Annotated in this window: 11 protein-coding genes; 8 read left to right on the top strand and 3 right to left on the bottom strand. The window is 62.2% G+C overall.

Features of this window, described 5'->3' with window-relative positions; all coding sequences use genetic code 11:
* Positions 1–24 precede the first annotated feature (24 nt).
* Entirely contained in the window at positions 25–1,122 is a 1,098-nt protein-coding gene (gene ompC / locus ATE40_RS04020; protein WP_019454643.1) for a porin OmpC, read from the bottom strand.
* Positions 1,123–1,363: 241 nt separating this feature from the next.
* Between ompC and ATE40_RS04025 the strand changes: the two genes are divergently transcribed.
* The 4 genes from ATE40_RS04025 (at position 1,364) to dinG (ending at position 5,124) form a co-directional block, all read left to right on the top strand.
* Positions 1,364–2,020 carry a glutathione S-transferase family protein gene (locus tag ATE40_RS04025; RefSeq protein WP_063919007.1) on the top strand — a complete coding sequence of 219 codons (657 nt, stop codon included), beginning with the start codon at positions 1,364–1,366 and terminating at the stop codon, positions 2,018–2,020.
* Between the two features lie 124 nt (positions 2,021–2,144).
* Positions 2,145–2,477 carry a carboxymuconolactone decarboxylase family protein gene (locus ATE40_RS04030; RefSeq protein ID WP_019454641.1) on the top strand — a complete coding sequence of 111 codons (333 nt, stop codon included), beginning with the start codon at positions 2,145–2,147 and terminating at the stop codon, positions 2,475–2,477.
* Entirely contained in the window at positions 2,467–2,859 is a 393-nt protein-coding gene (locus ATE40_RS04035) for a tautomerase family protein (RefSeq protein WP_063919008.1), read from the top strand. Before ATE40_RS04030 ends, ATE40_RS04035 begins: the two co-directional genes overlap by 11 nt.
* A gap of 66 nt (positions 2,860–2,925) precedes the next feature.
* Complete coding sequence (gene dinG / locus ATE40_RS04040) at positions 2,926–5,124, top strand: ATP-dependent DNA helicase DinG (protein WP_063919009.1); 2,199 nt, start codon at positions 2,926–2,928, stop codon at positions 5,122–5,124.
* Here dinG and ATE40_RS04045 read toward each other — a convergent pair whose 3' ends face one another.
* Positions 5,125–5,559 carry an Lrp/AsnC family transcriptional regulator gene (locus ATE40_RS04045; protein ID WP_038880548.1) on the bottom strand — a complete coding sequence of 145 codons (435 nt, stop codon included), beginning with the start codon at positions 5,557–5,559 and terminating at the stop codon, positions 5,125–5,127.
* 136 nt (positions 5,560–5,695) lie between these two features.
* Between ATE40_RS04045 and ATE40_RS04050 the strand changes: the two genes are divergently transcribed.
* On the top strand, positions 5,696–6,604 hold the full coding sequence (locus ATE40_RS04050) for a DMT family transporter (protein ID WP_063919010.1): 909 nt from the start codon (positions 5,696–5,698) through the stop codon (positions 6,602–6,604).
* 3 nt (positions 6,605–6,607) lie between these two features.
* Here ATE40_RS04050 and prpR read toward each other — a convergent pair whose 3' ends face one another.
* Positions 6,608–8,206: a propionate catabolism operon regulatory protein PrpR gene (prpR, locus tag ATE40_RS04055; protein ID WP_063919011.1), complete on the bottom strand. Its 1,599-nt coding sequence runs from the start codon at positions 8,204–8,206 to the stop codon at positions 6,608–6,610.
* Between the two features lie 245 nt (positions 8,207–8,451).
* Here prpR and prpB point away from each other — a divergent pair, with 245 nt between their 5' ends.
* The 3 genes from prpB to ATE40_RS04070 are packed head-to-tail and all read left to right on the top strand — an operon-like array spanning position 8,452 to position 12,041.
* Positions 8,452–9,342 (top strand): methylisocitrate lyase, encoded by an 891-nt coding sequence (prpB, locus tag ATE40_RS04060; RefSeq protein ID WP_063919012.1) that lies wholly within the window; start codon positions 8,452–8,454, stop codon positions 9,340–9,342.
* Between the two features lie 33 nt (positions 9,343–9,375).
* Positions 9,376–10,539, top strand: coding sequence for a bifunctional 2-methylcitrate synthase/citrate synthase (gene prpC / locus ATE40_RS04065; RefSeq protein ID WP_063919013.1), 1,164 nt, complete (start codon positions 9,376–9,378; stop codon positions 10,537–10,539).
* A 50-nt stretch (positions 10,540–10,589) separates the two neighbouring features.
* The gene (locus ATE40_RS04070) at positions 10,590–12,041 is read left to right on the top strand and encodes a bifunctional 2-methylcitrate dehydratase/aconitate hydratase (protein ID WP_063919589.1); all 1,452 of its coding nucleotides are present in this window, start codon (positions 10,590–10,592) and stop codon (positions 12,039–12,041) included.
* Positions 12,042–12,068 lie beyond the last annotated feature (27 nt).

Raw genomic sequence — 12,068 nt, forward strand, 5'->3', positions numbered from 1 at the left:
AGTGGTGGTTATTCATTCATCACATCAGAACTGATAGGTCAGGGCGACGGCAATCACGTTGTCGTCTTTCAGACCCAGCTTGTTATTGCTGTCGAGCTGGTTGATTTTATAATCGACATAGGTCGACATGTTCTTGTTGAAATAGTAATACGCGCCCACATCGATATATTTAACCAGGTCGGTATCGCCGATGCCTTCAATATCTTTACCCTTCTGCTGAACGTAACCCAGCGATGGACGCAGACCGAAATCGAACTGATATTGTGCAACCAGTTCCAGGCCTTCGGCTTTATTGGCGAAGCCGCTGACGGAGGTGGAACGGTTATTGATGGTGGCAGTGCCGGAAATAGGCGCGATGTTGCGGCTTTCCGAGTAGGTCGCGGCCAGATAGACATCGTTATTGTCGTATTTCAGACCGGCGGCCCAGATATCGGCCTTGTCGCCTTTACCGAAGGTGCCCGCTTTCTGGCTGGCGGTACGGTTGGAAGAGGCATAGGCGGCGCCCACGCTCAGACCGTCGATGATTTCATAGCTGGAGGAAAGGCCCCAGCCGTCGCCGTTTGCCTTGCTGGCGGAGCGGCCGTCGTTTTCGTTTTTGCCCTGGTACTGCACGGCGAATTTCAGACCGTCGACCAGGCCGAAGAAGTTGTTATTACGGTAGGTGGCGACGCCGTTGGTGCGGCCGTTCATGAAGTTGTCGGTTTTGACGTAAGCGTCGTCGCCGAATTCAGGCAGCATATCCGTCCAGGCGCCGACGTCGTAAATAATGCCGTAGTTGCGACCGTAGTCGAAAGACCCGAAGTCTTTATATTTCAGACCGGCGAAGCCCAGACGCGTTTTAGTGTCTTTGGTGCCGTCAGATTCAGAATGGTTGGCGGCGATCTGATATTCCCACTGGCCGTAACCGGTCAGCATGTCATTAATCTGGGTGGCACCTTTAAAGCCGATACGAACGTAGGTTTTATCACCGTCGTTGCCGGCATCATCGGAGAAATAATGCAGGGCTTTCACACGACCGTAAAAATCGAGTTTGTTGCCGTCTTTATTGTAGATTTCTGCTGCCTGTGCCGCTTGCGCAAGTAAAAGTGCCGGAATAATAACGGCCAGAAGATTACGTTTCATGGGTTACCCTGCTTTATTCGATTAAAAGACGCTTATCATCAGTTGCATTGCTGTTTTACTGTGCCGCCTGACTGTTGGCGGCGGAGAATTTTTACCGTAGTAATGTGATCTATTTATGACAAAAAATTCATTTTCATGTCGAACGATTAAAAAAGTCGCGCAAAGGGTGAATTTTTTCTTCAGCCGACGGTCAGCGGCTGGTCTACAGTTACCGATACCTTGTTTCGCTGCAGGAGGAATCATGCACGATACTTATACGTTGTTCGGTACGCAGGGCTGTGGCTCGACGATCGTGGCCGCCGCGTTGGTGTTGACCGCTTTCCCGTGGGGCTATGAGGAAGTGGACTACACGCAGGACGGCCCGGAGCGGGAGCGTCTGTTCGCCCTGAACCCGCTCGGCCAGGTGCCCACCTTAGTGTTGCCCAATGACGAAGTGATGACGGAGAGCGCGGCGATTATTCTGCTGTTGCACGATCGCGCGCCGCACGCCGAGCTGGCACCCCCTGGCGGTTCGCCGCTGTTGCCGCGTTTTCTGCGCTGGCTGTTGTTCATCAACGCGGAGATTTACCCCACCTTCACCTATGCCGACCATCCGCAGCGCTGGCAGCCGCAGGCGGCGGGGGCGGAACAGCTGAAAAACGCGGTAATGGCGTATCGCGAGCGCTTATTGCAGCAGCTGAACGCCGCCGCCGGCGCAGCGGGCCCGTGGTTTCTCGGCAAAAGCTTCAGCGCGTTGGATCTGTACGTGGCGGTGATGTGCAACTGGCGGCCGGGCCGTGCGTGGTTCCGGCAACACTGCCCGCGGCTGTACGCCATCGCCGAGCGGGTGGAGCAGCGGCCGGAGCTGAACGCGCTGTTGAGCGCCCATTTCGACGGCGTTGCCCCGCTGGTATCGTAAAATCCTCCCCGCCGCCGGCGGGGAACCCTCCCGTTTTTCTGAACCGAGCCTGCCGAAAATCCCGATTTTCACTCGCTGCGGCGGCGGGTAGCGTAAGGCTATCCGCAACTGACAGGAGAGTGTGATGCCATCAAAATCCCAGGCCGGGCAACAGGCGTTCGGCGATATCGCCCCTAAGTTGGCGCAGCTCAGCGACAGCGTCTTGTTTGACGATGTTTGGCAGCGGCCGGCGCTGAGCCCGCGCGAACGCAGCCTGATCACCGTCGCCGCGCTGGTGGCGCTTAACCGCGTGGAACAGCTGCCGTTTCACCTGCAGCTGGCGCAGCGCAACGGCGTGGCGCATCAGCAACTGGCCGAGCTCATCACCCATCTGGCGTTCTACGCCGGCTGGCCCGCGGCGGCGTCGGCCGTGGCGCGCCTGCGCGAGCTGGAACAGGAGGACAACCATGCCGTTTAGCCGCATCGCCCTGCATCAGGGCAAGTCCGCCGACTATCTGCAAACCTTGTCCGACAGCCTGCATCAGGCGCTGGTGGAGGCCTTCGAGGTGCCGCCGGCGGACAGGTTTCAGGTTATCGATCAATACCGCCCCGGCGAACTTATCTACGATCGCGATTATCTCGGTGGGCCGCGCAGCGCGGATTTCGTACTGTTTTACATCACCGCCGGGCGGCCTCGCGACACCGACACCAAGCGGCGCTTCTACGGGCGGCTGGCGGCGCTGCTGGTGGAAAACCTGCGGCTGAATCCTGAGGATGTGATGGTGGTGATCACCACCACCCAGCGGGACGAGTGGTCGTTCGGCGCCGGGCGCGCTTCGATGATCGATCCGCAGGCGTAACTCGGGCTGACGTCGCCGGCGGTCTGTGGGACAATAGCGCCATCATTTCGTTTAGATAAGAGTTGAATGGCGCTCTCCTCCGCAGTTAAAGATCAGATTGGCCAGTGGTACAAAGCCCTGCAGCAGCAAATACCGGATTTTATTTCCCGCGCGCCCCAGCGCCAGATGATCGCCGAGGTGGCGAAGACGCTGGCCGGCGACTACCCGCGCCATCTGGCGATCGAGGCGCCGACCGGCGTCGGCAAAACGCTGTCTTACCTGATCCCGGGCATCGCCGTCGGGCGGGCGGAGAGCAAGCCGCTGGTGGTGAGCACCGCCAACGTGGCGTTGCAGGACCAGATCTACAGCAAAGATTTGCCGCTGCTGAAGAAGATTATCCCCGATCTGAAATTTACCGGCGCCTTTGGCCGTGGGCGCTACGTGTGCCCGCGCAACCTGGCGGCGATGAGCACCGACGTCAGCCAACAGGGCGATCTGACGCTATTTCTCGACGACGAGCTGGCGCCGTCCAGCGGTGAAGAGCAGGCGCTGTGCCAGAAGTTGACCAAGGCGTTGGCCCGCTTCGAGTGGGACGGGCTGCGCGATCACTATCAGCAGAGCATCGACGATCCGCTGTGGGCCAAGCTGAGCACCGACAAGGCCAACTGTCTGGGGCGCAACTGCCACTACATCCGCGAATGCCCGTTCTATATCGCCCGCAAAGAGATCGAAAGCGCCGACGTGGTGGTGGCCAACCACGCCCTGGTGATGGCGGCGCTGGAGACGGAATCGGTGCTGCCAAACCCGAAAGAACTGCTGCTGGTGCTGGACGAAGGCCACCATTTGCCGGAGGTGGCGCGCGACGCGCTGGAGATCGACGGGGAAATCACCGCGCTGTCGACCAACCTGCAGCTGGACATGATCGTGCGCCAGGTCGAGCAGTGCATGACGCAGTACCGGCCGAAGAACCCGCCGGGGCTGAGCAACAGCGAGCGGCTGAAGAACCATTGCGAAGAGCTGCGCGAACTGGTGCAGATCTTCGAGCATCAGGTCAGCGCCTACCTGCCCGGCGACAGCGTGGCGGCCGAGCACCGTTTTGAAATGGGCGAGCTGCCGGCGGAGATGGTGGAGAGCTGCGCTCGGCTGTTCAAACTGACCGATGCATTGCGTGGGCTGGCGGAGTTCGTGCTTAACGATCTCACTGAGCAGACCGGCAAGCACGACATCATGCGCCTGCATCGCGCCATCCTGCAGATGAGCCGCACGCTGGGCTATCTGGAGGCGATGAGCAAGCTGTGGCGGCTGGCGGCGCTCGACAAGTCGTCGAACGCGCCGATCTCCAAATGGGTCACGCGCGAGCTGCGCGATAACGTCACCCATCTGTATCTGCACTGCGTCGGCATTCGCGTCAGCGATCAGCTGGAGAAGCTGCTGTGGCGCAAGGTGCCGCACGTGGTGGTCACCTCGGCCACGCTGCGTTCGCTGAACAGCTTCGCGCGTTTGCAGGAGATGAGCGGGCTGAGCGAGAAGGCCGGCGATCGCTTCGAAACGCTCGCTTCGCCGTTCAATCACGTCGAGCAGGGCAAGATTGTCATTCCGCAGATGCGTTATGAACCGGCGCTCGCCAACGAAGCGGAGCACCTCGAGGAGATGGCGCGCTGCTTCCGCGCCGAGCAGGCGAGCGGCAAGCACAAAGGCATGCTGATCCTGTTCAGCAGCCACCGGGCGATGCAGACCTTCCTCAGCTACGTGACCGATCTGCGGCTAATGCTGCTGGTGCAGGGCGACCAGCCGCGCTACCGGCTGGTGGAAGAGCACCGCAAGCGGGTGGAGAAGGGCGTCGCCAGCGTGCTGGTGGGGCTGCAATCGTTCGCCGAAGGGCTGGATTTGAAAGGCGAGCTGCTGACCCAGGTGCATATTCACAAAATCGCGTTCCCGCCGATCGACAGCCCGGTGATCATCACCGAGGGCGAGTGGCTGAAATCGCTGAAGCGTTATCCGTTCGAGGTACAGAGCCTGCCGAGCGCCTCGTTCAACCTGATCCAACAGGTCGGCCGTCTGATCCGCAGCAACCAATGCCACGGCGAGATCGTAATCTACGATCGCCGGCTGCTGACCAAAAATTACGGTTCGCGGCTGCTGGCGTCGCTGCCGGTATTCCCGATCGAACAGCGCGCGGTGCCGGAGGCCGACAAGGCGCATCTGGCGGCGCTGAAATCCGCCGCCGACGCGGCCAAAAAAGAGAAGAAGTGCGGCAACCCGTTCGCCCGCAAGCGTCGGCGTTAATCAGAGCAGCGGCGGCAGGCGGCGTTTAACCGGCGTGGTTTTCACGATTGAGGTGTTGCTCTGCGCATGCTCGGCCAGCCGGTCGAGGGTGTGGTCGAGCTGCTCCATCGAGTGCGCCACCAGCCGCACGATAAAGCAGTCTTCGCCGGTTACCTTGTCGCATTCGACCACTTCCGGGATCGCCTGAATCAGCTGTTCGACCTTCTTCAGCATGCCCGGCAGCGGCTTGATGCGCACCAGCGACTCGAAGGCGTAGCCCACCGCCTGCAGATTGACGTTCAGGGTATAGCCCTGGATCACGCCGCTTTCCTCCAGCCGCCGCAGCCTTTCCGAAGTGCTCGGCGACGACAGCCCCACCTGCGCGCTCAGCGTCTTCAACGACGCGCGCGCGTCCTGCGCCAAAAGAGTCAGGATCTGGCGATCGATATCATCCATAACGCCTCCGTTAGGTATTTTCTTGATTATAGCTACGAGAAAAAGGCAGTTAAGCATATCTGCCTTTTTTATGCCATGGAAAGCCGCCCCGCAAAGCCGCAAGCTATGTCTCTGGACCGATTTGGAGAAACGCACCATGAATGCAGAGATAAAACGCGGATCGCTGGAGATGACGGCGGCGATGTTGATTTCCGGCTCCATCGGCTGGTTTGTGCTGATGTCCGGCCAGCCGGTGGTCAACGTGGTGTTTTGGCGCTGCGCGGTAGGGGCGCTGGTGCTGCTGGCGGTGTGCGGCGTATTGGGGCAGCTGCGACGCGATGCGCTGACGCGCGCCACGCTGCTGCTGGCGATCGCCGGCGGCGTCGCGCTGGTGATCAACTGGCTGCTGCTGTTCGCCGCCTATGCCTATGCGTCTATCTCCATCGCCACCGCGGTGTACAACACCCAGCCGTTTATGCTGGTGGGGCTGGGGGCGCTGTTTCTGGGGGAACGGCTGACCGCCCGCAAGCTGTTATGGCTGGGGCTGGCGTTTGGCGGCATGATGCTGGTGGTGCTGGCGCAGCCACGGCAGGCGGGGGGACAGAGCCATTATCTGGTGGGCATTGCGCTGGCGCTCGGCGCGGCGTTTTTCTACGCCCTGATGGCGCTGGCGGCCAAGCGGCTGAAAGGCACGCCGCCGCACCTTATTGCGTTGATTCAGGTGGCGGTGGGAGCGGTGATGCTGCTGCCGTGGGTGGATTTTCATACCTCGGTAAGCGCTGGGCAGTGGGGAATGCTGGCGACGCTCGGCGTGCTGCACACCGGCCTGATGTACGTGTTGATGTACGGCGCTCTGCAGAAGCTGCCGACCAACCTGATCGGCTCGCTGTCGTTCATCTATCCGATCGCCGCCATGCTGGTGGATCGGCTGGCCTTTGGCCACCGGCTGGCGGTGTGGCAGCTGCTGGGCGCGGCGATTATCCTGCTGGCGGCGGCGGGCATGAACCTGCTGGGCGAACGGCGACCGCGATTGACGCCGCTGCCGGCCAGCCGGCGCGATGGCTGATGCTCAGTTCGGTTTTTTCAGCCGACGCCATAAAGTGGTGCGGCTGATCCCGAGCAATCGGGCGGCGGCGGCGTGGTCGCCGCCGCATTGCGCCAGCGCTGCTTGGGCGGAAAGGGGCGGCTCTGGCGCCTCGGGCGAGGTTGGCGCCGCCAGTTCCGGCAGCAGCCACTGCAGCGTTTCACCGCTTGGCGCGGCGCCGGTGCTCAGCATCAGCGCCAACCGTTCCATCATGTTGCGCAGCTCGCGCAGGTTGCCGGGCCAGGCGTAGTGACTGAGCGCGGCGTAACAGCCGGACATGGCGGTGCGCAGCGGCTCGCTCAGCGGCACGTCGAGCGCCGCCAGCGACTGTTTCAGAAAGTGTTCCGCCAGCATCGCGATATCGTCGCCGCGCGTCCGCAGTGGCGGCAGCTGCAGCCGCAGGGCGCTCAGGCGGTAGAACAGGTCTGCACGAAATTCGCCCAGCTGAATCGCCTGTTCCAGCCGGTTGTGAGTGGCGCTGATGACGCGAAAATCGACCGCCACCGGCTGTTGCCCGCCGACCCGGGTGACGGTTTTCTCTTCCAGCACGCGCAGCAGCCGGGTCTGCAGATGCAGCGGCATTTCGCCGATCTCATCCAGAAACAGGGTGCCGCCGTTGGCGGTCTCCAGCAGCCCGCGCCGGCCGCCGCGCCGTGAGCCGGTAAAGGCGCCTTCCTCATAGCCGAACAGTTCTGCCTCCAGCAGCGATTCGGCGATGGCGCCGCAGTTGATGGCGACGAACGGCGGTGTTGCGCCTCTGGACGGCGCGCCGCGCCGGGAAAAGTATTCCCGGTGGATCGCCTGCGCCGCCAGCTCTTTGCCGGTGCCGGTTTCTCCTTCGATCAACACCGCCGCCGGCGAGCGGGCGTACAGCATGATGGTGCGCCGCGCCTGCTCCATCTGCGGGGAGTCGCCCTGCAAATCGCCCAACCCATAGCGCGGCTGCAGGGTATTGCGCGTGGCGTAGTCGCCGCGTTTGGCGTTGCCCAGCATCAGGCGCGTCACGTCCAGCGCATCGCTGAAGGCGGCGCGCAGGGTGGCAGCGGAATAGAGAAAAATGGCGGTGAGCCCGGCCTCTTCCGCCAGATCGCTGATGAGGCCCGCGCCGACCACGGCCTGAATGCCGGCGGCTTTCAGCTCGGCGATCTGGCCGCGGGCGTCCTCTTCGGTCACGTAGCTGCGCTGCTCCAGCGGCAGATCGAAGGTTTGCTGGAACTCCATCAGCGCGGGCAGCGGCGTTTTGTAGGTGATGACGCCGATCCGATCGGCGGTTCTGCGCGCCTTGCTCAGCGCCTGCAGCAGATCGAAGCCGCCGGGTTTGACCAAAATGACCGGCACCGACAGGCGGCTTTTCAGGTAGGCACCGTTGGAGCCGGCGGCGATGATGGCGTCGCAAGGCTCGGTCGCCAGGCGAGCGCGAATATGCTGCACCGCTTCCTCAAAGCCGAGGCGGATCGGGGTGATGGTCGCCAGGTGGTCGAACTCGAGGCTGATATCCCTGAACAGGTCGAACAGACGGGTGATGGAAACGGTCCAGATCACCGGTTTGTCCGGCGTGCGGGGTGGCGTGATGTGATCGCTCATAGTCTGTTACCGAATGAAAGTGGTTGCAGTAGGTGTAGCCTTGTTTCAGTCATGTTTCAAATATGCCGCGTGAAACAGCGATTGAAACGTTAACTGAAACGTTTTTTATCGCTTGGCCTGCCCAATGGCGACGCGGATTTTATAACTCACTTATTTTTATCGTTTTTAATTTTTTCCTTCACCGAAGTGCAACCTGGCCCGCCCCTTGCTCTGTCTGTTTCATCTAGCTAATCGGAGAGAACGTCATGACGCTGCGCTCACCCGGGCTCGCCTTTCGTCAGGCCCTGAGTAACGAAAAACCCCTGCAAATTGCCGGTGCGATCAACGCCAACCATGCCCTGCTGGCCCAGCGGGCCGGATTCCAGGCCATCTACCTTTCCGGCGGCGGCGTGGCGGCCGGTTCGTTGGGGTTGCCGGACCTGGGCATTTCGACGCTGGACGATGTGCTGACCGACATTCGCCGCATCACCGACGTCTGCCCGCTGCCGCTGCTGGTGGATGTCGACAGCGGCTTCGGCGCTTCGGCGTTCAACGTCGCCCGCACGGTGCGCTCTGTGAGCAAGGCCGGGGCGGCGGCGCTGCATATTGAAGATCAAGTCGGCGCCAAACGCTGCGGCCATCGGCCCAATAAGGCCATCGTTTCCACCGAAGAGATGGTGGATCGCATCAAAGCGGCGGTGGATGCGCGCAGCGATCCGGACTTCGTGATCATGGCGCGCACCGACGCGCTGGCGGTAGAGGGGCTGGAGGCGGCCATCGAGCGTGCTCAGGCCTACGTGGCGGCCGGGGCCGACATGTTGTTCCCGGAGGCGATTACCGAACTGGGCATGTACCGCCGTTTCGCCGAAGCGACCGGGGTGCCGATCCTCGCCAACATCACCGAGTTCGGCGCGACGCCGCTGTTCACCACCGATGAGCTGCGCAGCGCGCAGGTGGATATGGCGCTGTATCCGCTGTCGGCTTTCCGGGCGATGAACCGGGCGGCGGAGCGGGTGTACCGCGCCCTGCGCGAGGAGGGCACGCAGAAAAACGTCATCGACACCATGCAGACCCGCAACGAGCTGTATGAAAGCATCAACTACTATTTGTTCGAAGAGAAACTCGACGCTCTGTTCGCGCGCCAGCGCGACGAATAAGCGCCATTCACGCAATAGCCAAATGAGGACAGTATGAGCCAAGCGATCCCTCCGCAAAGCCCGACTGGCGATAAGCCGAAAAAATCCGTGGCGTTATCCGGCGTGCCCGCCGGGAATACCGCGCTGTGCTCCGTAGGGCGCAGCGGCAACGATCTGCACTATCGCGGTTACGACATTCTCGATCTCGCGCGCCACTGCGAGTTTGAAGAGGTGGCTCACCTGCTGATCCACGGCAAGCTGCCCAACCGCGACGAACTTCATGCCTATAAACATCGCTTGAAAGCGCTGCGCGGCCTGCCGGCCAGCGTGCGCACGGTGCTGGAGGCCCTGCCGGCGGCGTCTCACCCGATGGACGTGATGCGCACCGGCGTCTCGGCCCTTGGCTGCACCCTGCCGGAAAAAGAGCAGCACGGCGCGGCCGGCGCGCGCGACATCGCCGACCGGCTGCTGGCGTCGCTGGGATCGATGCTGCTCTACTGGTATCACTACAGCCACAACGGCGAACGCATTCAGCCGGAGACCGACGATGACTCCATCGGCGGCCACTTCCTGCACCTGCTGCACGGCGAAGCGCCTTCCGCCAGCTGGGAGCAGGCGATGCACGCCTCATTGATCCTCTACGCCGAGCATGAGTTCAACGCCTCGACCTTCGCCGGCCGGGTGATCGCCGGCACCGGATCCGATATCTATTCGGCGATCGTCGGCGCCATTGGCGCGCTGCGCGGGCCGAAGCACGGCGGCGCCAACGAGGTGTCGCTGGAGATCCAGCAGCGCTATGAAACGCCGGACGAAGCGGAAACCGACATTCGCCGTCGCATCGATAACAAAGAGGTGGTGATCGGTTTCGGGCATCCGGTGTACACCGTCTCCGATCCGCGCCATCAGGTGATCAAAGAGATCGCGCTGCGCCTGTCGCAGGAAGCGGGCGCGATGAAGCTGTATGACATCGCCGACCGGCTGGAGAGCGTGATGCGCGACACCAAAAAGATGTTCCCCAACCTCGACTGGTTCTCGGCGGTGTCTTATTACCAGCTGGGCGTGCCCACCGAAATGTTTACGCCGCTGTTTGTCATGGCGCGCGTCAGCGGCTGGTCGGCGCACATCATCGAGCAACGGCAGGACAACAAAATCATTCGTCCGTCCGCCAACTATACCGGGCCGGAAACGCGGGCGTTCGTACCGCTGGATCAGCGCTGAGCGCCGATCGTTATCGTGTCATTTTCACTATGGAGCCTTTGGGAATCATGATGCTTGAGTCTGCCAATACCCGCCGCCCGTCGTTCGATCGCGAAATGGTCGATATCGTCGATTATGTGATGAAAGAGGCCGTCGATACCCCGGCGGCGTATCGCACCGCCCACTATTGCCTGCTCGATACCCTCGGTTGCGGGCTGGAGGCGCTGAGCTACCCGGCCTGCAAGAAACTGATGGGGCCGGTGGTGCCGGGCGCCGAGGTGCTGAACGGCAGTCGGGTGCCGGGCACCCGCTTCCAGCTGGATCCGGTGCAGGCGGCGTTCAATATCGGCGCCATGATCCGCTGGCTCGATTTCAACGACACCTGGCTGGCGGCGGAATGGGGCCACCCGTCAGATAACCTGGGCGGGATCCTGGCGGTAGCCGACTGGCTCTCTCGCCAGGCGGTGGCGGCGGGCAAAGCGCCGCTGACCATGCGGCAGGTACTGATCGCCATGATCAAGGCGCACGAGATCCAGGGCTGCCTGGCGTTGGAAAACGCCTTCAACCGGGTGGGGCTGGATCACGTGCTGCTGGTGAAAGTGGCGTCCACCGCGGTGGTGGCGCAGATGCTCGGCCTGAGCCGCGCGGAGATCCTGAACGCGGTATCGCTGGCGTGGGTGGACGGACAGTCGCTGCGCACCTATCGCCACGCGCCGAACGCCGGCACCCGCAAATCCTGGGCGGCGGGGGATGCGACCTCCCGCGCGGTGCGGTTGGCGCTGATGGCCGCCACCGGCGAGATGGGTTATCCCTCGGCGCTGACGGCGCCGACCTGGGGGTTCTACGACGTTTCTTTCAACGGCAAACCCTTCCGCTTCCAGCGGCCGTACGGCGCGTACGTGATGGAGAACGTGCTGTTTAAAATTTCGTTCCCGGCGGAGTTCCATGCCCAGACCGCCGTGGAGGCGGCGATGACGCTGCATCGCCAGATGCAGGCCGCTGGCAAAACCGCCGCCGACATCGCCAGAGTGAGCATCCGCACCCACGAGGCCTGCCTGCGCATTATCGACAAGCAAGGGCCGCTGGATAATCCGGCGGATCGCGATCACTGCATTCAGTATATGGTGGCGATCCCGCTGCTGTTCGGGCGGCTGACGGCGGCCGATTACGAGGATCGGGTGGCCGAGGATCCGCGCATCGACGCGTTGCGCGGCAAGATCCACTGCCATGAAGATCCCGCCTTCACCCGCGATTATCACGATCCGGAAAAACGCTCGATCGCCAATGCGCTGACGATAGAGTTCACCGACGGCAGCCGTCTGGATGAAGTGGCGGTGGAGTACCCCATCGGCCATGCGCGGCGGCGCGAAGAGGGCATCCCGCTGCTGATCGAGAAGTTCAAAATCAACCTGTCGCGCCAGTTCCCGGCTCTGCAGCAGCAGCGCATTCTCGAGGTGTCGCTGGATCGGCAGCGGCTGGCGCAGATGCCGGTCAACGAGTACCTGGATTTGTGGGTGATCTGACGCGAGCGGCGCTGACAAGCCATGTCG

Origin of the sequence: Serratia surfactantfaciens (assembly GCF_001642805.2) — a bacterium.
Taxonomy (GTDB): Bacteria; Pseudomonadota; Gammaproteobacteria; order Enterobacterales; family Enterobacteriaceae; genus Serratia; species Serratia surfactantfaciens.